The sequence below is a fragment of the Aquipuribacter aurantiacus genome, assembly GCF_051216895.1.
Taxonomy (GTDB): Bacteria; Actinomycetota; Actinomycetes; order Actinomycetales; family JBBAYJ01; genus Aquipuribacter.
Map to the genome: position 1 here is coordinate 301,024 of NZ_JBPKAO010000003.1, position 25,237 is coordinate 326,260.

Here is a 25,237-nt window from a genome sequence, read left to right on the forward strand (position 1 = left end):
CCTGGACCGGGCGCGTCTACGAGGCGCCCCCCTCCCCGAGCGCAGGGGGACCCGACGCGGTCTCTCCGCCCCCCTCGTGCGCACCTCCTCCTTCGTGCTGTCCGGCGGCCTGGCCGTGGTCTTCCTGTTCCCGCTCGTCTGGGCGGCCGTCGCCTCCGTGTCCCCGCAGGGGGGTACGGCGCAGAGCGTGGGCTGGGGCTTCGCCAACTACGTCACGCTGGCCAACTACCAGGCCGGGATCTGGCAGTACCTGTTCAACTCCGTCGTCGTGTCGCTGCTGACCGTGGCGTTCACGCTGACCGTGTCGCTGCTGGGCGGCTACGCGTTCGCGATGTTCCGCTTCCCCGGCAAGGACCTGCTGTTCCTGGTGACGCTGGCCATCCTGATGGTCCCGTACGCCACCCTGCTGATCCCGCTGTACGTGCTGCTCAACGACCTGGGCCTGCAGAACTCGCTGGTCGGCCTGGCGCTGGTGCTCACCATGTTCCAGCTCCCGTTCGCCACGTTCATGATGCGGATCTCGTTCGAGGCGGTGCCCCGGGAGCTGGAGGAGTCGGCGCTGGTCGACGGCTGCGGCACCCTCGGTGCCCTGCTGCGGGTGCTGCTCCCGGCGGTCAAGCCGGGGCTCATCACGGTCGGCCTGTTCGCGTTCCTGGCCGCCTGGAACGACTTCATCACCCCGCTGATCCTCATCAGCGACTCCGACAAGCTGCCGCTGCCGCTGGCCGTGGCCAACATGCGCCAGCAGGTCATGGGCATCGTCGACTACGGCGCCACCGAGGCCGGGGTCGTCGTGCTGGCCCTGCCCTGCATCGTCCTGTTCCTCCTCCTGCAACGTCATTACGTGCGGGGTTTCATGTCCGGTGCTCTCAAAGGTTGATGTCCATGACTTCCGCTCCCGTGACCGGTACCGAACCGGCCTCGACCACCCCGTCCTCATCGGCGGACGCCCCCGCCGCCGCCCGCCGGTCGGCTGACCCGCACCACGGCCGACCGGTCGCGCCGAGCCGCGGGCTGCTGCGCCCGCTCGGGCTCGACGAGGTCCGCATCACCGGCGGCTTCTGGGGCGAGCGCCAGCGCCGCAACGCCACGGCCACCCTGCAGCACGTCGAGCACTGGCTCGAGCGCGAGGGCTGGCTGGGGAACTTCGACGCAGCGGTGCAAGGTCGCCTGCCCCGGGACCGGCGAGGTCGCGAGTTCAGCGACACCGAGGTCTACAAGTGGCTGGAGGCGGTGGCCTGGGAGATGCAGCGTTCCGGCCCCGCAGGGCTGCAGGACCGCTTCGACGCCGTCGTGGCCCGGGTGGCGGCGGCGCAGGAGTCGAACGGCTACCTCAACACCAGCTTCGGCCGGCCCGGCCAGCCCCCTCGCTACAGCGACCTGGAGTGGGGCCACGAGCTGTACACGTTCGGCCACCTGATCCAGGCCGGGGTGGCTCGGGCCCGGGGCGTCGGTCTGGACGACGCACTGGTCCGGGTCGCGCTCAAGGCCGCCGACCACCTGTGCGAGGTTTTCGGCGCGGACGGCATGGCCACCGTGTGCGGCCACCCGGAGGTCGAACCGGCCCTGGTCGAGCTGTACCGGGTGACGGGTGAGAGCCGCTACCTGGAGCAGGCCCGGTTGTTCGTCGAGCGCCGCGGGCACCACGTGCTGGAGGAGGTCGAGTTCGGACGCGCGTACTTCCAGGACGACGTGCCCGTCCGCGACGCCACGGTGCTGCGGGGCCACGCGGTGCGGGCCACGTACCTGGCCGCCGGGGCCGTGGACCTGGCGCTGGAGACCGACGACGACGAGCTCCTCGAGGCGGTCACCCGGCAGTGGCGGACGACGGTGGCACGACGGACCTACCTCACCGGGGGCATGGGCTCCCGGCACCAGGACGAGGCCTTCGGCGAGGACTACGTGCTGCCGCCCGACCGCTCGTACTCCGAGACCTGCGCCGGCATCGGCTCGGTGATGCTGGCCTGGCGGCTGCTGCTCGCCCACGGGGACGCCGGCTACGCCGACCTGATCGAGCGGACGCTGTACAACGTGGTCGCGACCTCGCCGTCGCACGACGGCACGCGGTTCTTCTACACCAACACGCTGCACCAGCGGGAGCAGGGAGAGGTGCCCGACACCGACCGCGCCAACGGTCGTGCGGCCTCGTCGCAGCGGGCCCCCTGGTTCACGGTCTCGTGCTGCCCGACCAACGTGGCCCGCACCGTCGCCAGCCTGGGGGCCTACCTCGCGACGGTCGACGACGAGGGCGTCCAGCTGCACCAGTACGCGCCCTGCCTGGTGGACACCGTGCTGCCCGACGGCCGCGCCGTGTCGTTGCGGGTGGACACCGACTACCCGGCCGGCGGGTCGGTACGGGTGACCGTCCTGGGCCGCACCGGCGGGTCGTGGGCCCTGCGGCTGCGGGTCCCCGCCTGGGCCGACGGGGCGACCGTGCAGGTGGCGGGCGAGACCGTCGGCGCCGCGCCCGGGTGGGTCGAGGTCCGTCGGGACTTCGAGGTGGGCGACGTCGTCCACCTCGAGCTGCCGATGACGCCCCGGTTCACCACCTCCCACCCCGAGGTCGACGCGGTCCGGGGGTGCCTGGCCGTGGAACGGGGTCCGGAGGTGTTCTGCCTGGAGTCCGTCGACCTGCCCCCCGGTCTGGGAGCCGACCACGTCGACCACGTCGTGCTGGACGACTCGGCCCCGCCGCGCGACGTCGGGGGCGGGGTCGTGGTGAGGGGCCGCCTGCGAGCGGCGACCGCCACCCCCGACCCGGGGCAGAGCGACCAGCCGTGGCCCTACGAGCGCGCCGCGCCCCGCCCGGAGGAGACCGTCGGCGCACCGGCCGACCTGACCCTGGTCCCCTACCACGACTGGGCCAACCGGGGCCCGTCCACGATGCGGGTGTGGCTGCCCACCAGCTGAGCGCCGGCGGGTCCCCAGACGCGTCTCCGACGGGAGCGGCGGTCATCCTGACCGCCGCTCCCGTCGTGTCACACCGGGGTAGTTACGAAAGTCACCGAAAAGGATTGCGGTCCACTCTCGCGCGGTGATCCGATGGCCTGCGAGACGTCCTGCTCAACGACGAGGAGTGATCCGGTGACCAGATCTGAACCCGCCCCCGACCAGAGACGAGCCGGCCCGGTGCCACGGCGCCGGGCCCGAGCGGCCACCACCGCGGTCGCCGCCGTGGCGGCCCTGGCGCTGGTCGCGCCGCTCGGCCCGGCGCAGGCGTCGGCCGCGGCCGAGGACCCACGCGTCATCCAGACCGACACCAACCCCATCCTGGCCGACGGCAGCTACTACTCCGCCGACCCGGCCCCCCTGGTCGTCACCCAGGACGACGGCAGCGAGCAGCTCATCATCTACACCGGGCACGACGAGGCCGGCCCCCGGACCAACGACTTCATCATGAACGAGTGGGGGGCGTTCGTCACCGACGACCTCGACTCGGGCACGTGGACGCACCACCCGTCGCTGATGCGTCCGGACGACGTCTTCGACTGGGCCTCCCCCGGGCGGGCCTACGCCGGCCAGGTGGTGGAGGGCGTCGACGGCCGCTTCTACTGGTACGTCCCCGTCCACGAGGCGGCCAGCACCGCGGCGGACCGGTTCGGCATCGGCGTCGCCGTGTCCGACGACCCGCTGGGTCCGTGGACCGACCACGTCGGTGGTCCGATCATCTCGGCGTCGCTGCCGACGCCGAACACGCTGCACAACATCGACCCGACCGTCCTGGTCGACGGCGAGGGCGAGGACGCCCGCGTCTACCTGTGGTGGGGCAGCTTCAGCCGGTTGCAGATGGTCGAGCTGCAGCGGGACATGAAGACGGTCGTCGGCGGCATCCGCCCCGTCACCGGTCTGACCGGCTTCTTCGAGGGGGCGTGGGCGTTCCGTCGCGGAGACACCTACTACCTGGCCTACGCCGGCAACAACGCCGGCCCGGCCTCGGCGTGCACGCCGGCCGTCTACCACGCCTGCATCGCCTACGGCACGGCCCCGGCGCCGACCGGGCCGTGGACCTACCGGGGCGTGATCCTGCCACCGGTCTCCTCCACCACCAGCCACCCCGGGATCGTCGAGGTCGACGGCGAGTGGGTCCTGGCCTACCACACGGCTGACGCCGTGGGCGGCAACCACTTCCGTCGCTCGGTCGCCGTCGACGAGATCCGCTGGGACGACACCGTGAACCCACCGGCCATGCTGCCGGTGCAGACCACGCCCGTCGCGGTGCCCGACCCGACGCCGCGGCCCAACGTGGCCCACGCCGCCCGCGTCAGCGTGTCCAACGCACCCGTGCCGACGCAGTACTGGACCCGGTCGCTCAACGACGAGCTGGTGCGCCCCAACCCCCTGCCGCCGGACATGTGGGGCAGCTGGGACGGCAACCACGCCCCGCAGGAGACCATCGAGTACACCTGGGACGTCCCGGTCCGCATCGACGCCTCCCGCATCGACTTCTGGTCCGACCAGCCCGCGGGCTCCGGTGTGGGCGTGGCCCCGCCCGCCTCGTGGGTCATCGAGTACTGGGACGACGAGGACGGCTGGCGGCCGGCGCCCGGTGCCAGCGGGTACCCCACCAGCACGGCCGGCTGGCAGTCGACGACGTTCGACGCCGTCACGACCACGCAGGTCAGGGCCGTCATGAACGCCTCCACGAACGGCACCACCTATGCGGCGCTGGCCGTGGAGGAGTGGGAGGTCCACGCCGAGCCCGCCACGTCGGTCGTCGACCCGGACGTCGTGGTCGAGGTGGGCGAGACCGAGCTGCCCGGCACCACGCGAGCCACCTACCCCGACGGCACCGTCCTCGACGTGCCGGTGACCTGGGACGCCGTCGACCCCGACGACGTCACCACCGCCGGGTCGTCGTTCCAGGTGCAGGGCACGGTGCTGGGCTACGCCGAGCGACGCGTCACCGCCGACGTGACCGTCGTCGCGGCGCAGGCCCCGGCCGGGGACACCACCGCGCCGGAGGTGACCCTCACCGGGACCGGTAGCCGGGGCACCGACGGCTGGTTCCGCTCCGACGTCCAGGTCCACGTCAGCGCGACCGACGACAGCGGGCTGCGCAACCAGGTCCGTACCCGGGTGGCCGACGGCAGCTGGGTCGACGCCGGGTTCGTCCGCGGGACGGTCGTGACGGTGGCCGAGGAGGGCAGCACGACGGTGTCCGCCCAGGCCACCGACCGCGCGGGCAACACCTCGGCCGTCGTGTCGACGACCGTACGCATCGACTCGACGCCTCCGGTCACCACGGCACAGGTGGACGCCGAGGCCCGCGCCATCACGGTCACGGCCACGGACACCGGTTCGGGCGTCCGCCGCATCGAGTACCGCGACGGCGACGACTGGGTCCCCTACACCGGGCCGGTCACTGCCCCCAGCAGCGACCGGTTCGACCTGGCCCACCGCGCGGTCGACGTGGCCGGCAACGTGGGGACGGCGCGGGTCACGACGCTCGCGGCCGACATCAGCGGACCGCTCAGCGGGCCGGTGCAGCAGCTGGCCCGGGCGTCCGCGTCGTACACCGCGCCCTGGAACAACGTGGGCGCCGTCAACGACGGCCTCCGACCGGCCAACCCGTCGACGGCGCAGCAGTGGGGGACCTGGTCGGGCACCCGACCGGCGTCCCAGTGGTTGCAGCTGACCTGGGAGCGACCGATCCGTTTCACCGACGCCGAGCTCGTGATCGGCGCCGACTCCCCGCGGGGCACCGGCAACGGGGTCGCCCCGCCGGCGAGCTGGGTGCTGCAGCACCTGACCGCCGACGGCGAGTGGGTCGACGTGCAGACCGGCTCGACGTACGGCACGGACCCCTTCGTGCCGATCCGCGTCGAGTTCACCCCGGTGACCACGACGGCGCTGCGGGCGGTGTTCCAGGCCGACGGCAACGGCACCACCTACTCCGCGGTCGGCGTCGTCGAGCTCGAGGTCGTCGCGGACGACCCGGGGGTGGTGACGGAGCCGCCGCTGGGCACGGAGGTGTCGCTGGCCGACGTGCTGGGCGCGGACACCAGCGGTCCGGAGGGGCCGCGGGCCAACGAGGCGAACCCGTACGACCACGACCTGCTCCTCGTGGCGGTGCGACGGGTGCTCACGGCACGACCGGACTCGGCGGTCGGGATCCTCGGGGACCCGACGCAGCCGGTGACGGCGTTCCTGCCCGACGACCGGGCGTTCATGTCCCTGATCGCAGACGTCACGGGTCGCCGTGTCCCGGACGAGAAGGTCGCGGCAGGGCGCCTGCGGACGGCGTTCTCGGTCGCCGAGCTCGAGCAGCTGCTGCTCGGTCACGTCGTGGTCGGGCAGACCCTTGCCTCGGCCGATGTGCTGGACGCCGACGGCGCGACCCTCACCACCGCTGCGGGCTCGACGGTCACCGTCGACGTCCGTGACGACGGGTCCGTGGCCGTGGTGGACGACGCCGACGGCGAGCGCGAACCCCTGCTCGTGCTCGACGCGGTCGACCTGAACCTGGGTCAGGTCCAGATCGGCCACACCGTCGACCAGGTCCTGCTCAGCCCCTGATCCTCGGGGTGCCACGGAGGAGGGCCCGGCCGACTCGTCGTCGGCCGGGCCCTCCTCTGCTCCCGCTGCCTGCCCCCTGGGCGCGGCTCCCAGCCGACCTCCGTCGGCGGAGTGCGCCCCTCAGCCCTGGTCGAGCCGGACCACCCCGGCCGCGACCGCGTCCATGGCCTCATCGAGCGTCACGTCCAGGGCGAGGCCCTCCCGCTGCGCATGGCTGCCGGCCGCGCTCAGGGCGGCGAACGCCGCTGCGACCACCGCGGTGACCTCCAGGCGACCGACGGGCTCGCCCCGCCGCTCGGCGCGCTCGAGGAGGTGGTCGACCAGGACGTCCTGGCAGCGCTGCATCCGCTCGAGGAACCCGGCCCGCAGCGTCTCGGAGTCGTCGATGGTCCGCTGCAGCTCCATGGCGCGCGGCCCGAGGACCGGGTCGGACATGTAGGCGACGGGGCCGTCGAACACCCGGCGCAACGAGACCCAGGGGTGCTCGTCCGACGGACGCGCCTGCAGCGCCTCGACGAACTGCTCGCCCTGGCGGTCGTACTTGCCGAGGACCACGGCCTCCTTGCTCCGGAAGTACCGGAAGAAGCTCCGTCGCGAGACCCCGACCGCCTCGACGATCTGGTCGATCGTCACGTTCTCGTACCCGTCGCGGGCGAAGAGCTCCTGCGCGGCGTCCAGGAGCTCGTTCTGCACCGCTCGCCGCGTGCGGGACCGGAGGCTCTCGGGACCTGACGTCGACACCCCGGCAGAGTAACAGCGCGCCACATGTGGCACACGGTGCCACATGTGGCGTATGGTGCTTCCATGACGAGCGCAGAGCAGACGACCATCCGGAAGACCTGGTTCATCACCGGCGCCAACCGCGGCTTCGGCCGGGAGTTCGCCCGACACGCCCTGGAGCGCGGCGACCTGGTCGCGGCCACGGCCCGAGACGTGCACGCACTCGACGACCTCGTCGAGGCCCACGGGGAGTCGGTGCTCCCCCTGCAGCTGGACGTCACGGACCCGGCTGCGGTGACGAAGGCCGTCCGGGCCGCGCACGACCGGTTCGGCCGGCTCGACGTCGTGGTGAACAACGCGGGCTACGGCCTGTTCGGCGCCGTCGAGGAGATCACCGCGCAGCAGCTGCGTGACCAGCTCGAGGTCAACCTCTTCGGGGTGCTGCACGTCACCCAGGCGGTGCTGCCGATCCTGCGGGCGCAGGGCAGCGGCCACATCGTGCAGATGTCGACCGTCGGCGGGATCGCCGCCTTCCCCAACCTCGGCGGATACCACGCGTCCAAGTGGGCGCTGGAAGGGCTTTCGGAGTCGCTGGCCCAGGAGGTCGCGGCGTTCGGCATCACGGTCACCCTGGTCGAGCCCGGTGGGTACGCGACGGACTGGGCCGGCGCGAGTGCCGTCCACGCCGCCGCCCAGCCGCAGTACGACGGCCTGCGGGAGGCCATGGCGGAGCGGGGTCGCAGCATGCCCGCCGAGATGACGGGTGACCCCGTCGCGGCGGGGCGGGCCCTGCTCGCTCTCGTCGACTCGCCCGAGCCGCCGCTGCGGGTCCTGTTCGGCACCATGCCCACGCTCATCGTGCCGGGCCTGTACCAGGACCGGCTGGCCACGTGGGACCGCTGGAAGGACCTCTCGGTCCAGGCCAACGGTCACTGACCCCGTCCACCGAGTCCCCCCACGAGGAGCCCACCGTGCTCGCCATCGTCCACACCGTGCTGAGCGTCCTGCTCGCCGTCCTCCTGCTCGCCACCGGCGGGGGCAAGGTCGTCGGCGCGGCGTCCTCCCACGCCATCCGGGACAGCCTCCACGTCCCGCCCGGCCGGTGGCGGGCCATCGGGGCGTTCGAGGTCGCGGTCGTCGTCGCCCTGGCCCTCGGGATCTGGCTGCAGACCTGGGCCGTCGTCGGCGCCGCCGGCGTGGTCGTCCTCATGGTCGGCGCCGTCGTCACGAGGGTCCGGGCGGGGGGCGTGCAGCGGCGCACCGGGGTCCCGGCCGACCTGGTCGTCCTCCTCCTCGGCGCCGCGGCCCTGACGCTGGCCGTCACCGTCCCCTCGTGACGCCGCCCGGCCCCTCCGGCACGTCCGTCCACCACCAGACCCCCACCAGAGGAAACGCATGACCACCAAGACCATCCTCATCACCGGAGCCTCCGACGGCATCGGTGCCAGCGCCGCACGCATCCTCGCGCCGAAGGGCCACCGGCTGCTGCTGCTCGGCCGTTCCCGCACGAAGACCGAGGCCGTCGCACGCGAGACCGGGGCGGAGGCGTTCGTCGCCGACTTCGCCCGGCTGGACGACGTGCGCACCGTCGCGGAGCAGATCGCCGCGGCCGTCGGGCCCGACGGGATCGACGTCCTGGCCAACAACGCCGGCGGCATCTTCGGCGACCCGGCCCCGACGGTCGACGGGCACGAGAAGACGATGCAGGTGAACCACCTCGCCCCGTTCCTGCTCACCGCGATGCTCCTGCCCCAGCTGCGCAGGAACGGCGCGGCAGTGGTGAACACCTCCAGCGTCGGCCACCGGTTGTTCGGCCGCATCGACGTGGACGACCTCGACAACCGCCGGGCGTTCAGCGCCAACAAGGCCTACGGCGACGCGAAGCTCGCCAACGTCCTGTTCACCGCCAGCCTGCACACCAAGCTGCACACCGACGGGATCAGCTCCGTCGCCTTCCACCCCGGCAACGTCCGCACCAACTTCGCGGCCGAGACCACCAGCATCATGCGGCTCAGCTACCAGACCCCGCTGAAGCACCTGACCTTGATCAGCCCGGAGAAGGGCGGCGCGACCCTGGCCTGGTTCGTCGAAGGGACACCTGGGACGACCTGGCAGTCCGGCCGCTACTACAACCAGCGTCGACTCACCGACCGGGTCAACCCCCAGGTCCGCGACGCAGCCCTTGCCGAGGCGCTGTGGCAGCGCAGCGCCGAGCTCGTCGGAGTCGCAGGCCGCGTCTGACCTCGGAGACGACTCCCCCGGCGGGAGGTCGGGGCCTGAGAACCACCAGTCCATCGCCGGCGTGACCGGGTTCATCACCGCCAGCCGAACACGCACCCTGCGGGCACAGACCTAGGCAGGCACGTCGCCTCGCGTGCCAGATGCGTGCCGGGCTTCGGCGCATCCCTTCACGAATCCTGGGCACGCCGATCCTCGTCGGTTGCGCGTGTGCTCGAGCACGCCAGCGGGTTCAGGGCAACGGACCCTTCCTCTCCGTCGGATACCGGCTACACAGTGGCCAGAGCAGACCGCGCCATCAAGACGGGGCGTTCCTTCGTCCCGGGCCAACGCCCGACGTCCGCCCGATGAACGGACGCGTAACGGGCAGTGAGAGACCTGTCACCGCGGCCTCACCGTCACCTCAGCGAGCCCGACGACAGTTCTCGGCACGCCCCGGATCGCCGTGGGCCCACCTGCTGGAGGTCCGCAATGTCGATCACGTCAGCCCCACCCGCACCGCCGGTCCTGCTCACCGGTCCCCCCCTGCGGGACGAGGCCTTCGCGGCCCGCCTCGCGGTGGCCAAGCGGGCCTGGACCACCCGACACGTCTCGCTGCACAGCGCCCGACGACTGGTCCAGGACACACCCCGGGCGGGGCAGGTCCTCCTCGCCCGGGTCGTGGAGCTGGGGCAGCACCGACGCCTGGAGTCACCCCACGGCAGACGTCAGACCCTGCACGTCGGTGACGAGGTCGTCGTGGTGCTCGGCGACCGGTACGCCCCCGACCAGTTCGCGGCCCACGTCCCCGACGACCTGGAGAGCTGCCACCTGGTCGCCGGCGGCGGCCTCGCCTCTCGGGTGGTCCACTCGCACGCGGCCATGAGGTCGGCCACGCTCCTGCAACCGCTGGGTCTGCTGGCGGACGAGTCCGGGCGCCCCCTGGACGTGGCCGACCACGACGCGCTGGCTCCTTGGGGCACCGAGACGGAACGGACCCACCATCGTGAGGACGCTGGCCCTGTGGTGATCGCGGTCGCCGGGACCGCGATGAACTCAGGAAAGACGACGGCTGCGGCCGCTCTGGTCCGGGGCGCCCACCTGGCCGGGATGCACGTGGGCGCGGCCAAGGTCACCGGCACGGGCTCCGGCAACGACGTCTGGACCCTGGCCGACGCCGGGGCACGTCCGGCCCTGGACTTCGGCGACGTGGGTCTCGTGAGCACGTACCGGGTCGACGCGCCGCGGGTGCTGCGGGCCTTCGAGCGACTCACGGAGAGCCTCGCGGACGACGGCTGCGAGGTGGTCGTGGTCGAGGTCGCCGACGGCGTCTACCAGGAGGAGACCGCCGCCCTGCTGGCCGAGGAGTCGTTCCGGGCACGCGTCGACGGGCTCGTGTTCGCGGCCAACGACGCGCTCGGGGCGGCGGCCGGGGCCCAGTGGCTGGCCGGTCGGGGCCTGGCGCCTCTGGCATTCTCCGGGGTCGTCTCGGCGTCACCGCTGGCCTCCTCGGAGACTCGCCGGGCGACGGGCATCGACGTGTGGGAGGCGCCCCACCTGGCCGACCCCGAGCTCGTCCATCACCTCGTCGAGCGGCTGCGGGACGCCCGACCCGCCGCCGTCGTCGCGTGAGCGGGACGGCTCCGCGGCGTCCCCACCCCCACGGCACCGACCCCCACGGTGCCGCCGCACGGGGCGCCGACGCCCTGGGCCCGGACCGCCGGCTCCCGCGGGCTGTCTCCCACGCGAGGGCCCCCTGGTTCGCCCTGCTCGTCGGCATCGGGGCCGCCCAGGGGCTCGCCGCGGTCGGGGTCGCCCTGCTCGTCGAACGAGGTTTCGACGTGTTGCTGACCCAGGGGGCCCCGCTCAGCGGACGCCCCGGCCTGCTCATCGCCGCGGGCCTGGCCGTCGCGGTCGTCGTCCTCGGGCTGGCCCGACGCGCCGAACGCGTCACGGCCGAACGCGTCGGGCAGAGCTACGTCGTGCAGGTCCGGGGCCAGCTGTTCTCCCACCTGACCCGGGTACCCGGTCGACGGCTCGGAGCGAAGAACCGCGGCAACATGCTGCTGAAGTTCGTCGGGGACCTGAACGCCCTTCGCCAGTGGGTCAGCCTCGGCCTGGCGCGGCTCCTGGTCGCGGGGGTCGCGATCGGGGTGGCCGTCGCGGCCGTGCTGGTGGTCGACGTCGTGCTCGGGCTGGGCCTGGGTCTCGTGCTGCTGATCGGTGCGGCGGCCACCGGCGCGCTGGCCCCCTCGCTGCTCCGCACGACGCGACGGGCCCGCCGTCGTCGCGCCCGGCTCACCGGCGAGGTCACCGAGCGGCTCAGCCACGTAGGCGTGGTGCAGGCCGCAGGCCAGGAACGTCGGGAACGCCGTCGCATCGGTCGCCGCAGCTCCGCCGTCGCCGGCGCCATGCTCGCCCGGGCCAAGGTGGCCGGCAGCATGCGGGGCGTCGCCGAGGGGACCGCCGTGGCGGCCACCGCCGTCGTCCTGCTCGTCGGGGCCGGGCGCGTGGGCGCCGGGGCGGTCGACACCGCCACGGTGGTCGCGGTGATGAGCATCGCCGGGCTCCTGTCCGGCTACCTGCGCGACCTGGGACGGGTCGCCGAGTACGCCGCGGCCGCGTCCGTCGCCCGTGACGCCGTCCGTTCGTTCCTGGCGGTCGAGCCCGCCCACGACCCGGTCGACGCCCCGGACCTGGCCCCCCGCGGGGGCGCAGTCAGCGTCGTCGGCGTCACCGTGGCGGGCAGCCTCGACGACGTCACCGTCACGGCACCCGCAGGGGCCACCGTCGCGGTGGTCGGTCCGAACGGGGCCGGCAAGAGCAGCCTGGTCGCGGTCATCGCCCGCCTGCTCCCGGCCGACTCGGGCACGGTCATGATCGACCGCCAGGACGTCATGGCCTGCTCGCTCCGCTCGGTGCGGCAGCACGTCGGCATGGCCACCCCCGACCTCCCGCTGCTCAAGGGCAGCCTCGAGCGCAACGTCCGCTACCGCCTCCCGCGCGCCGAGCAGGCCGAGGTGGACCGGGTCGTCGACCTGTGCGGTCTGGCGACGGTCGTCGACACCCTGCCCGACGGCTGGCGCACCGACGTCGGCGAGGGCGGGAGCCGGTTGTCGGCCGGGCAACGGGCCCGGGTCATGGTGGCCCGCGCCGCCCTCGGCGACCCCGCCGTCCTCGTGCTCGACGAGGCCGAGGCCCACCTGGACCGCCACGCCGCAGAAGTCGTCGACCGCGTCCTCGACGACCGGGTAGGCACCACCCTGGTCGTCACCCACCGCCGCGAGCTCGTGGCCCGGACCGACCTGGTCTGGCACCTGCGCGACGGCCGGGTCGTCGAGGTGGGCCCCCCGGCCCAGGTGCTCGTCGGTGACGGCCCGACGGCCCGGCTGTTCGCCCCCGCCGACGACGGCCCGGCACCGCTGCCGGTCGACGCAGGTCGCGCTCGGGCCACAGCCTCCGGTCCGGCGACGGAGCTGGTCCCGTGAATCGGCGGCCACGACCTCCCGGCGAGGCGACGGCCGCCGTGGTGGGGTCCGGACCGAACGGTCTGACCGCCGCCGTCGTCCTCGCGCGCGAAGGGGTCCGGGTGACCGTGCACGAGGCCGAGACGACCGTCGGGGGCGCGGCACGGTCCGCTGGCACCCTCGGGGACGGGACCGTGGTCGACCTGGGCTCGGCGGTGCACCCGTTCGGGATCGCGAGCCCGGTGCTGCGCTCACTCGGCCTGGAGCGGCACGGGCTGCAGTGGCGCCACGCCCCCGTCCCGCTGGCCCACCCGCTCGACGACCGACCGGCCGCGCTGCTCCACCGCGACCTGCTCCGCACGGCGATCGGGCTGGGCCGTGACGGATCGTCCTGGCGTCGGCTGCACGAACCGTTCGTCCGCCGCTGGGACGACCTCGTCCGCTCCGTACTGTCCCCTCTGCTGCGCCGGCCCGCGCACCCCCTGCTGATGGCCGGCTTCGGCGCCGCCGGGGTGGCGTCCGCCTCGGTCCTGACCCGGACCGTATTCCGGGACGAGCCCGCCCGGGCGCTGTTCGCCGGGTCCGCCACCCACGCCGTCCTCCCCCTGGGTGCCCCGCTGACCAGCGCTTTCGGGGTGCTGTTCGGGACCGCCGGAATGACGACCGGGTGGCCGGTACCGCACGGCGGAGCGCAGGCCGTCTCCGACGCCCTGGTGGCCGAGCTGCTCGACCACGGGGGCCGGGTGCTGACGGGGCACCGGGTCACCGACCTCGCCGAGCTCGGTGAGGCGGACCTGGTCCTGCTGGACCTGACGCCCCAGCAGGTGCTCCGACTTCGCGGTACCGGTCTGCCGCCGCGCTACCGCCGCGCGCTGCAGCGCTGGCGGTACGGCCCCGGCGCGTTCAAGGTCGACTACCTCCTCGACGGGCCGGTGCCGTGGACGGACCCGCAGGTCGCCCACGCGAGCAGCGTGCACGTCGGAGGGACCGCGACCGAGGTCGCCACCGCGGAGGCCGAGGTGCACCGGGGCCGCCACCCTGCACGCCCCTTCGTCCTGCTGGCCCAGCAGGACGTCGCCGACCCCGGACGCGCACCGGACGACCAGCGGGTGGTGTGGGCCTACACGCACGTGCCGAACGGCTCCGACGTCGACGTGTCGGACCACATCACCGCGCAGGTCGAGCGTTTCGCGCCCGGGTTCCGCGACCGGGTGGTGGACCGGCTCGTGTCCTCCCCGGCCCGGTTGCAGGCGATGGACGCCAACCTCGTAGGCGGCGACGTCAACGGCGGTGCGTTCACCGGACTGCAGCAGGTCGCGCGCCCCGTCCTGTCGAACAACCCCTACCGCACGCCTGTCCCCGGGCTGTACCTGTGCTCGGCGTCCACCCCACCCGGAGGCGGCGTCCACGGCATGTGCGGGGCCCACGCGGCGGCCGCCGCCCTGCGCTGGCTGGACACCGCCACCACCACCACCACCACCACCACCACCACCACGAGTCGACGCCTGGACGCACGCGCGTCGACCCCCGACCGATCGAGAGGACTCTGATGCCCATCACCGGCCCCATCCTCCCGCCGACGACGACACCGGTGACGAAGACGTCACCCCGCGGCCTGGACGCCCGCAGCGTCACGGCGGCCGCCGTCCTGACCGGGCTGCTCGTCGTACTGGCCCCTGTGCGCCACAACTGGGGCCGGTCGCCCCGCGACTCGTTCCCGCTGTCGCACTACCCCATGTTCAGCGCCCGGCGACGGGCGACGGCACGCGTGGTGCACCCCGTCGGCATCCGGTCCGACGGCACCCGCAGCAGGCTCAGCTACCACTACTGCGGTACCGGCGGCTTCAACCAGGTGCGCCGTCAGCTCCGCCGTGCGGTCAAGGACGGCCGGGCCGCCCAGGTCGTGACCGACGTGGCGCTCTCCGTGGCCGCCGCTGCGCGCGCAGAGGACACCGACGTGGTCGCCGTCGAGGTCGTCACCGGTACCTACCGCTACCGGTCCTGGTTCAGCGGCGACCACGAGCCGGAGAAGGTGGTCGCGCACGCCCGAGCCGACGTGCCCGGCCGCGGGGCCGACGCGTGACCACCGCCGCGCGACCTGCCCTCGGCGTCACCGGAATGGACCTTGTGGTCCAGGCGCTGACGCCCGTCACCCCGCCCCGCCGACCCGCCCTGCTGCGGGTTGCCACCGGCGCCTACACCCTCTGGTACCTGGCGAGGCGGGTGCGGTTGCTGCGGGGCGTGCACCGCACCGACCCCGCCCTCTTCGACCCCGTCGGGCCCGTCCGGTTGCTCAGTCGCCCCCTGCCGCCCCTGGTGGCCGACTCCGTCGCGGCCGCCACCCTGGTCACGACCGGCCTGTTCACCGCCGGCGTCGCCCACCGCCTGGTCGGACCGCTGCACTCCGGCCTGCTGCTGTGGACGCTCTCGTACCGCAACAGCTGGTCGATGGTGTTCCACAGCGACAATGCTCTCGTCCTGCACACCGTCGCGCTGGGTCTGACGCCGAGCGCCGACGCCGCCAGCGTCAGCGCGCTGCTGCGGCAGGTTCCCGGAGGCCGGGACGACCGCGCGGGAGACGCCGCGGGGCACTGGCGCTACGGCACGGCCGGGACGGCCATGAACCTGGGCACGGCCGCGGTCTACCTGCTGTCGGGGGTGGCCAAGGTCGCCGGGCCGCTCGGCTGGCGCTGGGCGGACGGCGCGTCGCTGCGCAGCCAGGTCGAGGCCGACGCCTTGCGCAAGGACGTCCTCCGGGCCGGCGGGGGCGCACCCGCCGCCCGGCTACGGCACCACCGCCTCCTCTTCACCGCGATGGCGAGCGGCAGCCTGGCCCTGGAGCTGCTCGCCCCGCTGGCGTTGTTCGACCGCCGGGTCGGCCGCGCCTGGTCGGCGGCCACGTTCGGGATGCACTGGGGCATCAAGGCCGTCATGGGCATCACGTTCCGCCACCAGATGTCCGGCGTGATGTACCTGCCGCACGTCCTGCGCGGTCGGTGACGACCAGGACCGCCCGAGCGGCTGCTGTGCACCCCGCGTGCTTCATGATCGAAACGGCCGAGCACGGCCGGCGAGCGGTGGTCAGGGCTCGGCGGGAGGTCGGGTGACGGTGTGCGCCTTCCCGGGCGTCGCCGGGATGTCCATCTCCAGACACTCCAGCAAGCAGGAGAGCGGGAACGGCTTCACCAGGAAAGCCGCGACGCCCAGCTCGCGTGCCCGCTCCTCGTCCTCCTCGGCGGAGCGTGCCGTGACGACGACGGTGGGGATGTGACATCCCCGGTCACGCAGTTGGCGAAGAACCTCCAGTCCGTCGATGTCGGGCAGACCCAGATCGAGGATCAGCACCTGGTGCTCGGAATGGGGCCCGGTGAGGGTCCTGACCGCCGGGAGGCCCTCCGTCAGAACTGACACGGTGTGGGAGCCACGGCGGAGCCCCCGAGCCAGGAACGAGGCGATGCGGGCCTCGTCCTCCACGAGCAGCACCCTCACTTCGGTATCTCCAACCAGAATGTGGCCCCGGCCCCGGGCCGGTTGCTCAGACCGGCCCGACCGCCGTGCGCGCGCGCGATCCCGGACACGATGGCAAGACCCAGTCCGTTACCGGGGTTCGCGGAGCCGCTGGTGCAGAACGGCTGGAACACGGCGTCCTCCTGCCCCGGCGGAACACCGTTGCCGTGGTCGGTCACCTCGAAGGTCCAGCACGTCGGCGACGCCCACGCCAGGAGCTCGATCGGTGTATCCGTGGGGGTGTGCTGCACCGCATTCTTGATCAGATTGAGTAGTGCCTGAGTCAGGCGTTGGGGGTCAGCCGACAGTCGCGACCCGGTCGACTCGGTGGGGACTGCAGCGACGATGAGCCTTCCGTCGGTCAGCAGGCTGGTCTTGGCGGTGACGTCCTGCAGGAGCATCGCGACGTCGATCGGCTCTCGTCGTTGTGAGGCCGGCGCCTCCATGCGCGCGAGGGTGTTCATGTCCTCGATGATGCGGGCCATCCGATCCAGCTCGTCCAAGACGATGCCCACGGTCTCCTCGAGCTCCGTGGCGTCCGGCTCCGGGTCAAGGAGCTCGAGGTACCCACGGCAGATGGTGACGGGCGTCCGAAGCTCATGCGACGTCTCACGGATGAAGAGACGCTCGCGCGCGAAGGCGGCATCCAGGCGGCTCAGCATCACGTTCAAGGACTCCGCGAGCGCGCGGGCATCCTCCTGTCCATGGGGAAGCGTGAGCCGCCCGGCGGTTCCGCCACTGGAGATGAGCGCCGCGTCGCGGGCCAGCTCTCGCATCGCCTGCTGCTCCTCGACGCTGCGAAGCCACCCTCGATAGGCCACGAAGGTGATGACCAGCGGGACCAGCAGCAGAGGCAGCGCCAACGGCGCTTCGGCCCACAGCAGGGCGCCAAGAACACCGATGGCCAGATTGCCCACCCAGTGAAGGATCCGGGTCTGCGGGAGGGCCACGGACCAGAAGGACTCCTCCTCGATGGCCGAGATGACGCTGGCCATCGAGACCGTGTTGACGACCTGGAAGCCGGCCATCGCCACCGCGGCGGCCAGCCAGCCCCCCGGCTGCGTGGCGGGAGGCGAGCCGGCCGCACCGAACAGCAACAGCGCCACGCTGATCCCGATCAGGAACTGTCCGGCGTTGAAGGCGACCTTGACCCGCGCCCAGGGCTGGACGAGCTGCCCGAGCAGGACCCCCACCACCAGGCCGGTCGCCAGCACGCTGGGTGACACCAGGAAGAGAGCAGCCGTCCAGATGGCATCGCTGATGGAGAACGTGACCTTCTCGCGGCGGTACGGAAGTTCCATCTGGCACAGCTCCGCCGTCGCGACGGCGGCGGCCAGCCCCACGAACATGGCCACGTCCACGCGGTCCCAGGCTGCGATCCCGGGGATCTGCAGACCCAGCGCGACCGCTCCTCCCCCGATCACGACCCCGATCACGATGCGCGCACGTAAGGGCCACTGTGCTTCGACGACAGGTTCCGGGTCCGTCACGCCTGCGGCCATGCTGGCCAGTGTCTAGTTCCACATGTCGTCGCGCCAGGACTGCGCCGTCCAGTTGCCGGGATCCAGACCGGCCTCGCGCCAGGACTGCGCGGTCCACGTGGGCTCGTTCCAGCCAAGGCCCCGCCACGCGCCCGGTCGCCACGGGGTAGCCGTCCAGCCGGGGCTCACGTGGAAGTACGGCGCCCACGGCGAGGCGGGTGCGGTCACCGGGTTCCAGGGCCGCTCCGCCCAGACCTTCGTGTCGAAGTCGAGGCCGAGGACATCGATCTCACCCGTGATCTGCTCAGGGATCCCGTCGCCGTCCAGGTCCCCGTAGGGCTTCGCGCTGCCACGGCTGGCGTCCAGGCTTCCCGTGCCGGTGGACCGAGGCACTCCGACGTTGGCCGGGCGCTCCACGTAGGACCTGGAGCGCGCCGCGGACACCGCGGCCGCCGCATCGACCAAGCCCGCCCCTGCACCCGGTTGGCCGGCCAGCGCCGGGTCGGCCGTCCCGACGAGGGTGGCCTTGACCTCATCCGGCGTCATCTGCGGGGCGGCCTGCAGCATGAGCGCCACAGTCCCGGAGACGATCGCCGTGGCCTGTGAGGTGCCGTGACCCTTGGTGTGGTCCGCGTCCAGCCTCGCCGCCGGACGCATCTCATCCAGAGTCGAACCAGCGGCCCGGTGGGAGACGATGCTGATGCCGGGCGCGACGAGGTCCGGCTTGACGACGCCCGCCCCGGCAGGTCCGCGGCTCGAGAAGTCCGCGACCTCATCGTCCAGGGTGGTGACCGTGCCCCGGGTGTCGGCCGCCCCGACGGTGACGACGAACGGGTCATCACCAGGTTTGTCGACGGCGCCGGGCTCAGTGCCGCGGTTGCCTGCGGCCGCCACCACGACGATGCCCTTCTCCCACAACCGTTGGACGGCGTGGTTCAGCGGGTCCAGCTGGTGCGCTTGTGTCGAGTCGGTTCCGAACGACAGGTTCAGCACACGGATGTCGTACGTTGCCGCGTTGTTGTGGATCCACTCCAGGGCGTAGAGGACCTGTGACACGTCGACCGCGCCGTTCCACTCCGCCAGCCGGATCGACACCACGTCGGCCTCAGGTGCGACGCCGGCCCACTGGCCCTGCGACAGGGCGCCGGAGCCGGCGACGAGCCCCGTCATGTGCGTCCCGTGTCCGTAGGTGTCGAAACCACCCCCGTCAGGCGTCAGGTCGACCCGAGCCACCACGCGATCGGCCAGATCAGGGTGCCTAGAAACCCCGGTGTCCAGCACTGCGACGGTGACACCATCACCGTTCGTCACCACCGGGATGCGTGTCAGACCGATGGCCGCACGCCACTCCTCATTGGGGGGCAGCGGGTCAAACCGCTCGAGCCCGTCGTCGTCGTCCTCGTCGTCCTCGTCCTCGTCGTCCTCGTCGTCCTCGTCCTCGTCGTCCTCGTCGTCCTCGTCGTCCTCGTCGTCCTCGTCGTCGTCGTCGTCCGAGCCGCTCATCGTGACAACGCCGTCGCGCCACAGACCGGAGACCGCCGGATGGCCCTTCAGGCCGTCGAATGCAGTCGGGGGAATCCGCGCAGCAAAGCCGTCCACCAACCCCAACTCACGGCCGACCTCTCCCCCCGCGGCCAGGACCGCCTGCTCTGCCTCGTCGGTCGGCTTACGTTCCGCCACGATCACGTCGAGGACATCCCCTCCAGGGGGGAGGAAGCCGGAAGCGGGGTACGACGGGACAGCCGTCGACACTGCGAGGATGGCCACGGCCGCGGCGCGCGAGTACATAGGTGATATCTGCTCGCGCGACGATAAGGCAGTCATGAGACCTTGATGCGAAAACTCTCATGCTGGAGATGACTGCAGTCTGCTGCGCCGGCAAGAGGTCGTGCAGGTGAGGAGGCGACGTCCACGCGAGAGCTGGTCCACGGGGTCGTTCTACCTCCGTCGACCCAGATCACGAGCTGGACCATCAGCCACCGGCGCGGAGCGGTCGTCTTCCTCGGTGCGAGCGGGGTGAGCGGCACCTCCCGGGCACACGCACCAGACATCGGGCTTGGCGAAGCAACTGCATGATGAAGCCGCCACCACGCCGGTGTCGGTTCCGGAGGTCACCCCTCGCAGGTCCTGCCTCTGCGCCGCGGCGTCTGCCCGTCTTTTCTCTTGTCCTCGAGCTGGCGGTGATGGACGGTCGCCTCGCGTGGAACCCGGCCAAGGGAGTTCGGCTGCCGCGGGTGGTGGCCCCGGACAAGCGGTTCTTGCCCCACGAGGAGGTGGCCCGCCTCGCCGAGGAGTGCGGTGCGCGCGGGGTCGTGGTGCGGGTGCTGGCCTACACGGGCCTGCGGTGGGGCGGGCTCGCTGCCCTGCGGGTCGATCGGATCCAGTTCGACCGGCGCCGTCTGCTGGTGGCGGAGTCCGCGACCGAGGTGGACGGGGTGTCGGTGTTCGGCACCCCGAGATCGCACCAGCGCCGCACCGTGCCGCTACCTGGGTTCCTGCTGGACGAGCTTGGGAGGGTGACGCAAGGAGCTCCCCCACCGACCTGGTCCTCATCAGCCCCGGGGGCGGGGTGCTTCGCGTGGGCAACTTCCGGCGGGACGTCTTCGACCGGGCAGCCATCCGCGCCGGGGTCCAGGGCGTGACACCCCACGGCCTCCGCCACACGGCGGCGTCGCTGGCCATCGGTGAGGGCGCCAACGTCAAGCTCGTGCTGCGGATGCTCGGGCACGCCTCCGCGGCCGTGACGCTGGACGTGTACGCCGACCTGTTCGACTCCGACCACGGCCATCTGGCTGATCGGCTGGACGCCGCGTACCGGCTCCGAGCGGGCGCCGAGACCGCCCAGCCGACAGCCGTTTCTGGACCGTTTGCGGACTCATTGCGGACTGCAGAGGCCTCGACGCGCCCCGGAGCGACATCCGAGGAGACCGCGCAAGCCTCTGACCAGCAACGACGTGCTGTAGGGCAGGTGGGGCTTGAACCCACGACCGACGGATTATGAGTCCGCTGCTCTAACCGACTGAGCTACTGCCCCGCGCCGGCCACGGCCGACGCGAGCAACCTACCCACGCCTGCGGACGCCGGCGCACAACCTGGGCCCCCAGCCCCTCGACCGGAACGCCCTGTGGCGTTAGCGTCACTCGACGTGAGGACCTGTCCCGACTGTCGCTATTGCGAGCCGGTCACCCGTTACGAGCCTCGTCAGGGATGGCCCCATCCCGCACGGTGGTTCGACCAGCCGTGCCCGCACTGCTTCCACCGGCTCAGGGCTCACGACCCCGGCGTGCCGCGCGAGCTGACGAGCCTGTCGGCCGCCGTCGCGCCGGTCGTGCCCGCCGTCCTGGAGCCCTGAGGCAGGCCCCGGTGACGCCGTTCAGTCGTCCGTGGACAGCTGCATGTCGAGGAAGGCGATCTGACCGGTCTGCACGTACCGCTTGCGCGACACGGCCACCCACCGTCCCGGACTGGGCGCCCGGAGCCGGTCGGCCATCTCCTCGACGTCACGGTCCTGGAGCAGGTTGAGGGTCAGGACCTCACCGCCGCTGAAGTGCATGGTCAGGCTGGGCACGAATACACCGTAGGTGTGCGTGGGCCTCATGTCATGGAAGTCGGACCCGTTCCTCCGTCCGCCACGGCGCACCGTGTGCCGGTACGAGCGGTGCAGCGGCAGGCACGAACGCGGAACGGCCCCTCTCCCGTGTCTCCACAGGTGAGGGGCCGTCCCGTCGTGCTCCCGCCACTGGACTCGAACCAGTAACCCTCCGGTTAACAGCCGAATGCTCTGCCAATTGAGCTAGGCGGGATCGCTGTCACCCAGCGTCGAGTGCAACGCAAGGCGTTGACGAGGTTAGCACCGTGCGGGCGGTGCCTCGGTCAGGACGGTCGACGCCGCTCGTCCAGCCTGAGCTCGGCCGTCATCTCACGCCTGACCTGCTCCACCTGGGCCTTCACGTCCTCGCCGGTCGCGTCGACGCCTTCGTCCACGGCCACCTGCACCGACACGTCCTCCTCCGGGGTGCGTCGGGCGACGACGTGCACGCCCTTGTTGCGCCTGACCTCGACGAACCGGGAGTGGACCACGCTGTTCTGCACCCGCTCCCGCACGGCCTCGGGCAGCCGTCCCGGCTTGGTGCCGACGGGCACGCTCCAGCGGGCCCCGTCGACCAGGAGCACGTCCAGCACCCGTTCGCTCGGCACGGTGGTGGCCGAGCGGACGTCGGTCCACGCGACCCGGCGGGCGGTGTCGGGCGCGCCGCCGTCGGCCAGCGTGGTCACCACGTGCAGGGCGTGGGTGGTCGCGAACGTCCAGCCGCCGTCGACGGCGGACACCGCCAGCACCCGCTCGCCGTCACCGAGCCCGGCGGCCTGCTGGACCGCCGCGGGCAGCCTGACCGGTCGTAGCCTCATGGGCTCGTCCCTCCCTGGGCGCGGTCGCGCAGCGACCGCTGACGGGCCTGGGCCTCCGCGAGCACGGTCTGCGCCCGCTGGTAGGCCTCCACGTCCTCCTCGCGCGACAGCCGGTTCAGCCGTCGCATGGCGTCCATGACCGCGCGGTTGGCCTCGACCTCGGCCACCTTGGCGACCATCCCGACCGCGAACCTGGGCAGCTCTTTCTCCCCCGCCGGCAGGTCCATTACCGCCAGCCGGGTGACGAGCTGCTCGACGGCGCTGGGGGCGATCTCGCGCACGGCGCTGACCAGCTCGGCCCCGGTGCGGCCTGTCGCGCCCCCCACGGCCATGACGGCCTCGTGGACCACCCGGTGCGCCGGGACGGTGAACGCGTCGTCGCCCAGGGCGTCGACCTGGGCCCCGACGTGGTCGGGCACCTGCAGGGCGCAGGCCAGGGCGAACCGCTCCGTGGTCGCCACGGGGTCGTCGGCGTCGACGCGGGTCTGCGGGCGCCGGGTCGGGCCCGCGGCCGGGCCACCGGCCCCGGGGGGCCCGCCGCTGCGGCTGACCCGCGACACCCGGCCGACGACGAACTTCTCGTCGAGGAACCCGAGCCAGCGGTCCAGGTTGACCGCGTACCGGTAGCGCAGCTCGCGGTCCTTGATCGCGGCGACGATCGGCGCGGCTGCGTCGAGCCCGCCGAGCCGGCCCTCCTCGGTGTCCAGGTCGAACTCGGCGAACGTGGACCGGATGGCGAACTCGAACATCGGCACCCGCCGCTCCACCAGCGCCCGCACGGCCGCGTCGCCCTCGAGCTGGCGCAGCTCGCAGGGGTCCTTGCCGGACGGCTCGACCGCCACGAACGTCCGGGCGACGAACTGCTGGTCGGAGGCGAACGCGCGCATGGCCGCCTTCTGCCCGGCGGAGTCGCCGTCGAAGGTGAAGATGATCTCGCCCGTGGCGTTGACGTCGCCGATCAGCCGCCGGGCCGTGCGGGCGTGGTCGTCGCCGAACGCCGTGCCGCAGGTCGCGACCGCGGTGGTGACGCCGGCCAGGTGGGCCGCCATGACGTCGGTGTAGCCCTCGACGACGACGAGGCGACGCTCCCGGGCGATGTCCTTCTTGGCCAGGTCGACGCCGTAGAGGACGTGCGACTTCTTGTACAGCGGCGTCTCGGAGGTGTTGAGGTACTTGGCCTCGATCCGGTCGTCGTCGAACAGCCGCCGCGCGCCGAAGCCGACCACGTCGCCGGTCACGTCGCGGATCGGCCACATCAGCCGGCCGCGGAACCGGTCGTACAGCCGCCCGGAGCTGTTGCGCCCGGCCAGCCCGGACGTCATCAGCTCGTCCTCGGTGAACCCGCGCCCGCGCAGGTGGCGCAGCAGCTCCTCCCCGCCCCGCGGGGAGAACCCGACCCCGAAGTGCTCGGCCGCGGCCCGGTCGAAGCCACGCTCGGCCAGCAGGGTGCGGCCCTCCGCGGCGTCGGGGGTCATCAGCTGCTCGGCGAACCACTGCGCGGCCGCGGCGTTGGCGTCGACCAGGCGCTGCCGCTGACCGGCCGGCGGTCGCGGCGCGCCCCCGCGGCCGGGGGTCTCGTCATAGCGCAGCTGCAGGCCGACCTTGGCGGCCAGCCGCTCGACGGCGTCCGCGAAGTCGAGGTGGTCGATCTTCATGACGAACGCGATCGCGTCGCCGCCCTCGTCGCAGCCGAAGCAGTGCCACAACCCCACCTGCGGCCGGACCTGGAACGACGGCGTCTTCTCGTCGTGGAACGGGCAGAGACCCTTAAGCGAGCCCGACCCGGCCCGGCGCAGGGCGACGTGGTCGCCCACCAGCTCGTCCAGGTGGATGCGCTCCTTGACCGCGGCGACGTCCTCGTCCTTGATCCGCCCGGCCACCCGCTGAGTCTAGGTGCCGCTCGTCGGCGTCCGGCTCAGCCTGTTGACGAGACGGGCACGCCGGCAGCCCGGAGGTCGTCCATGGCTTCGGCGACGTCCTGCACCGTCACCTCGACGGGGTTCCCGCTCTCCCGCACGATGACCAGGCGCGGCCCGAAGGACGACGACCCGATCCCGTGCAGCGCCGGCCGACGTCCCCTCGACGCCTGGGCGACGTCGCGGACCACGTCTACCTCGCCGTGGGCCAGCCGCAACCGGGTGAACGGACCGTGTCCGACCCTCACCTCGGTGGCCGACACCACCAGCCACGGCCGCGTGAGCCACGTCCACAGCAGCGCGAACACGGCCGCGGTGAGCCCCACCCAGAGCAGGTCCCGACCGGGTCCGCCGAGCACCAGCGCGAGCAGCAGCTGGACCGCGACGTACAGCACGGCCAGCAACACCACGTTCGGCCAGAAGGGCCCGCGGTGGACGCCCGCCCCCGACGCTCCTGGCCCCCCGCGCACCCGGTCAGCCTAGGCGACGCCCTCCATCAGCTCCCGCAGCCGGCGCACCACCTCGTCGGGGCGGCGCAGCGTCACCAGGTAGGTGCTGCCGTCCCACAGCTCCAGCCGCACCGCCTCCCGACCCCCGCTGGTCACCAGCAGGCCCTTGCCGGCCGGGTCCCCGCCCACCAGGCGCCCACCGTGGTCGAGGGAGTCCACCTCGACGCTCTCCACCTCGGCCACCGCGGCGAGCGGGAACGTCGGACGGGCCCAGACGACGGCCGTGAACCCGAGTGTGACCTGCCCCCGACGGACGGACAGGAACGCCCAGCCGACCCCGAACCACACCGTCCACACCAGGGCGACCGCCATCAGCACCCCCACCACCGCACCGACGCCGTTGCGGAACCACGAGTCCACCGGGGTGGCCGACAGCGCCACCAGCCCGACCACACCCGTCATCAGGCACAGCACCTGGACGATCCGGTATCCACCGGTGAGGGATTTGCGCCACACCTCGGGGCCCGGCCCCGGTCCCGCCCCGGCCGGGGCCATCC

The 25,237-nt window shown here is 72.7% G+C and carries 22 protein-coding genes and 2 tRNA genes; 13 read left to right on the forward strand and 11 right to left on the reverse strand.

The window, feature by feature from the left end; translation table 11 throughout:
• The first annotated feature begins 76 nt into the window (after positions 1–76).
• From ACR80Q_RS06285 to ACR80Q_RS06295, 3 genes are all read left to right on the forward strand, one after another.
• The gene (locus tag ACR80Q_RS06285) at positions 77–880 is read left to right on the forward strand and encodes a carbohydrate ABC transporter permease (protein WP_435376725.1); all 804 of its coding nucleotides are present in this window, start codon (positions 77–79) and stop codon (positions 878–880) included.
• A 5-nt stretch (positions 881–885) separates the two neighbouring features.
• Positions 886–2,910 carry a glycoside hydrolase family 127 protein gene (locus tag ACR80Q_RS06290; RefSeq protein WP_435376726.1) on the forward strand — a complete coding sequence of 675 codons (2,025 nt, stop codon included), beginning with the start codon at positions 886–888 and terminating at the stop codon, positions 2,908–2,910.
• Positions 2,911–3,084: 174 nt separating this feature from the next.
• Complete coding sequence (locus ACR80Q_RS06295; protein WP_435376727.1) at positions 3,085–6,516, forward strand: family 43 glycosylhydrolase; 3,432 nt, start codon at positions 3,085–3,087, stop codon at positions 6,514–6,516.
• A gap of 120 nt (positions 6,517–6,636) precedes the next feature.
• Here ACR80Q_RS06295 and ACR80Q_RS06300 read toward each other — a convergent pair whose 3' ends face one another.
• Positions 6,637–7,209, reverse strand: coding sequence for a TetR/AcrR family transcriptional regulator (locus tag ACR80Q_RS06300; protein WP_435376728.1), 573 nt, complete (start codon positions 7,207–7,209; stop codon positions 6,637–6,639).
• 111 nt (positions 7,210–7,320) lie between these two features.
• Between ACR80Q_RS06300 and ACR80Q_RS06305 the strand changes: the two genes are divergently transcribed.
• The 8 genes from ACR80Q_RS06305 to ACR80Q_RS06340 all read left to right on the forward strand — a co-directional run bounded on the left by ACR80Q_RS06305 (position 7,321) and on the right by ACR80Q_RS06340 (position 15,920).
• Positions 7,321–8,172: an SDR family NAD(P)-dependent oxidoreductase gene (locus tag ACR80Q_RS06305; RefSeq protein ID WP_435376729.1), complete on the forward strand. Its 852-nt coding sequence runs from the start codon at positions 7,321–7,323 to the stop codon at positions 8,170–8,172.
• Positions 8,173–8,207: 35 nt separating this feature from the next.
• Positions 8,208–8,573: a DoxX family protein gene (locus ACR80Q_RS06310; protein WP_435376730.1), complete on the forward strand. Its 366-nt coding sequence runs from the start codon at positions 8,208–8,210 to the stop codon at positions 8,571–8,573.
• A 58-nt stretch (positions 8,574–8,631) separates the two neighbouring features.
• On the forward strand, positions 8,632–9,477 hold the full coding sequence (locus ACR80Q_RS06315; protein WP_435376731.1) for an SDR family NAD(P)-dependent oxidoreductase: 846 nt from the start codon (positions 8,632–8,634) through the stop codon (positions 9,475–9,477).
• 468 nt (positions 9,478–9,945) lie between these two features.
• On the forward strand, positions 9,946–11,085 hold the full coding sequence (locus tag ACR80Q_RS06320) for a DUF1611 domain-containing protein (RefSeq protein ID WP_435376732.1): 1,140 nt from the start codon (positions 9,946–9,948) through the stop codon (positions 11,083–11,085).
• Positions 11,082–12,941 (forward strand): ATP-binding cassette domain-containing protein, encoded by a 1,860-nt coding sequence (locus ACR80Q_RS06325; protein WP_435376733.1) that lies wholly within the window; start codon positions 11,082–11,084, stop codon positions 12,939–12,941. Before ACR80Q_RS06320 ends, ACR80Q_RS06325 begins: the two co-directional genes overlap by 4 nt.
• 41 nt (positions 12,942–12,982) lie before the next feature.
• On the forward strand, positions 12,983–14,470 hold the full coding sequence (locus ACR80Q_RS06330; protein WP_435376806.1) for a phytoene desaturase family protein: 1,488 nt from the start codon (positions 12,983–12,985) through the stop codon (positions 14,468–14,470).
• A complete protein-coding gene (locus ACR80Q_RS06335) occupies positions 14,470–15,003 on the forward strand; it encodes a hypothetical protein (protein WP_435376734.1) in 534 nt (177 codons plus the stop codon). Before ACR80Q_RS06330 ends, ACR80Q_RS06335 begins: the two co-directional genes overlap by 1 nt.
• A 35-nt stretch (positions 15,004–15,038) precedes the next feature.
• Positions 15,039–15,920 carry a hypothetical protein gene (locus tag ACR80Q_RS06340; RefSeq protein ID WP_435376735.1) on the forward strand — a complete coding sequence of 294 codons (882 nt, stop codon included), beginning with the start codon at positions 15,039–15,041 and terminating at the stop codon, positions 15,918–15,920.
• An 81-nt stretch (positions 15,921–16,001) separates the two neighbouring features.
• Here the strand turns inward: ACR80Q_RS06340 and ACR80Q_RS06345 are convergent, their stop codons facing one another.
• Genes ACR80Q_RS06345 through ACR80Q_RS06355 form a run of 3 tightly spaced genes read right to left on the reverse strand, consistent with a single transcriptional unit; the run spans position 16,002 to position 19,696 of the window.
• Positions 16,002–16,403, reverse strand: a complete 402-nt coding sequence (locus tag ACR80Q_RS06345; RefSeq protein WP_435376736.1) for a response regulator transcription factor — start codon at positions 16,401–16,403, stop codon at positions 16,002–16,004.
• Positions 16,404–16,405: 2 nt separating this feature from the next.
• Positions 16,406–17,929, reverse strand: coding sequence for a sensor histidine kinase (locus ACR80Q_RS06350; protein WP_435376737.1), 1,524 nt, complete (start codon positions 17,927–17,929; stop codon positions 16,406–16,408).
• Positions 17,930–17,941: 12 nt separating this feature from the next.
• Positions 17,942–19,696: a S8 family peptidase gene (locus ACR80Q_RS06355; protein ID WP_435376738.1), complete on the reverse strand. Its 1,755-nt coding sequence runs from the start codon at positions 19,694–19,696 to the stop codon at positions 17,942–17,944.
• 395 nt (positions 19,697–20,091) lie between these two features.
• Here ACR80Q_RS06355 and ACR80Q_RS06360 point away from each other — a divergent pair, with 395 nt between their 5' ends.
• Positions 20,092–20,550 carry a site-specific integrase gene (locus tag ACR80Q_RS06360; RefSeq protein WP_435376739.1) on the forward strand — a complete coding sequence of 153 codons (459 nt, stop codon included), beginning with the start codon at positions 20,092–20,094 and terminating at the stop codon, positions 20,548–20,550.
• On the forward strand, positions 20,487–20,909 hold the full coding sequence (locus tag ACR80Q_RS06365) for a tyrosine-type recombinase/integrase (protein ID WP_435376807.1): 423 nt from the start codon (positions 20,487–20,489) through the stop codon (positions 20,907–20,909). The genes ACR80Q_RS06360 and ACR80Q_RS06365 overlap by 64 nt, the downstream gene beginning before the upstream one ends.
• On the opposite strand, the gene ACR80Q_RS06370 is transcribed toward ACR80Q_RS06365, so the two are convergent.
• The 7 genes from ACR80Q_RS06370 to ACR80Q_RS06400 all read right to left on the reverse strand — a co-directional run bounded on the left by ACR80Q_RS06370 (position 20,869) and on the right by ACR80Q_RS06400 (position 25,235).
• Positions 20,869–20,942, reverse strand: a tRNA-Ile gene (locus ACR80Q_RS06370). The genes ACR80Q_RS06365 and ACR80Q_RS06370 overlap by 41 nt on opposite strands.
• A 339-nt stretch (positions 20,943–21,281) precedes the next feature.
• Positions 21,282–21,476: a hypothetical protein gene (locus tag ACR80Q_RS06375; protein ID WP_435376740.1), complete on the reverse strand. Its 195-nt coding sequence runs from the start codon at positions 21,474–21,476 to the stop codon at positions 21,282–21,284.
• A gap of 162 nt (positions 21,477–21,638) precedes the next feature.
• Positions 21,639–21,711 (reverse strand) — tRNA-Asn (locus ACR80Q_RS06380).
• A 70-nt stretch (positions 21,712–21,781) separates the two neighbouring features.
• Positions 21,782–22,315: a hypothetical protein gene (locus tag ACR80Q_RS06385; RefSeq protein WP_435376741.1), complete on the reverse strand. Its 534-nt coding sequence runs from the start codon at positions 22,313–22,315 to the stop codon at positions 21,782–21,784.
• Positions 22,312–24,195, reverse strand: a complete 1,884-nt coding sequence (gene dnaG / locus ACR80Q_RS06390; RefSeq protein ID WP_435376742.1) for a DNA primase — start codon at positions 24,193–24,195, stop codon at positions 22,312–22,314. Before dnaG ends, ACR80Q_RS06385 begins: the two co-directional genes overlap by 4 nt.
• A gap of 35 nt (positions 24,196–24,230) precedes the next feature.
• Entirely contained in the window at positions 24,231–24,701 is a 471-nt protein-coding gene (locus tag ACR80Q_RS06395; protein ID WP_435376743.1) for a hypothetical protein, read from the reverse strand.
• 9 nt (positions 24,702–24,710) lie between these two features.
• The gene (locus ACR80Q_RS06400; RefSeq protein WP_435376744.1) at positions 24,711–25,235 is read right to left on the reverse strand and encodes a hypothetical protein; all 525 of its coding nucleotides are present in this window, start codon (positions 25,233–25,235) and stop codon (positions 24,711–24,713) included.
• Positions 25,236–25,237: the final 2 nt, after the last annotated feature.